The 1009-nt window shown below is 50.2% G+C and carries 1 protein-coding gene; it reads left to right on the top strand.

Translation table 11 applies throughout. The features are described 5' to 3' along the window. Positions 1 to 62: 62 nt before the first annotated feature. Positions 63 to 1009, top strand: a 947-nt coding sequence (locus tag KOR42_RS26350) for a DDE-type integrase/transposase/recombinase (RefSeq protein ID WP_146512760.1), incomplete at its 3' end; no start/stop codon positions are given.

Genomic DNA, 1009 nt, shown 5'->3' with positions numbered 1-1009 from the left:
ACCAAGCGCTGTTCCATGAATGTGCAACAGCAATCCATGTTAGAGATTATGACCATACCGAGATGCCGAAGATTTTCCACCCACTGCTGGCATTGATTGCTTCCGCGACGGAGTCTGAACTGGCCAAATATGTCCAGTACTTGAAGGAAGAGAACAAGATTCTTCGGGCGCGGATTCCGGGGCAAATTCACACACGCAAAGGGGAGCGAAAGAGGCTCCTGAAGTTCGGGACAGTGATCGGTCGCGCCATCGAAGAACTGATCACGATCGTTTCTCCATCGACGTTCTATCGCTGGGTTCGTGATGCGGACAAGAACTCGAAGGAAACAGGGAAGAAGAAGGGTGGTCAACGCAAGCCAAGAGAACTCCGTGAGCTAGTCCTGGCCATAGCCACGACCACGGGCTTCGGATACACCCGAATAATCGGCGAATTAAGAAAATTGGGGATCAAGAAAATCAGCAGGCAGACTGTCCGACGTATCCTCAAAGAAGAAGGCATCGAACCAGGACCTGACAAGACCTCCGAGTCATGGGACAACTTCGTCAAACGACATGCGGAAACACTTTGGGCAGTCGACTTCTTTTCGGTCAGGACCGTGACGAGGTTCGGACTCAAGCGAATGTATGTGATGGCATTCCTCTGCATGGAAACGAGGGAATTGATCTGCTCCACGTCAACCGAGCATCCCAACTCAGCCTGGGTGACTGAACAAACCACGCTGTTCCTCGATCAGACTGAGAATCGTGAACACAAACCGGAGATTCTGATCCATGATCGCGATACCAAGTTCTCGAAAGAGTTCACCGAGAAATTGAAATCTCGCAGTGTCCGGACAAACGTGTTACCCAAGGCTTCCCCAAATTTGAATGGCAGGTGTGAGCGCGTGATTCAAACAATAAAATTTGAATGTCTCTCGAAATTCGTCCTTTTCGGAAAACAGCATCTCGATTACCTGCTCGCAGAATTCACAGAGTACTACAACTCAGCCCGTTCCAGCATGGTCCGCGA

This window comes from Thalassoglobus neptunius (genome assembly GCF_007859735.1).
GTDB classification, from domain to species: domain Bacteria; phylum Planctomycetota; class Planctomycetia; order Planctomycetales; family Planctomycetaceae; genus Thalassoglobus; species Thalassoglobus neptunius.
Note: the sequence above shows the minus strand (reverse complement) of the source record. Positions and strands in the feature narration are given on the sequence as shown.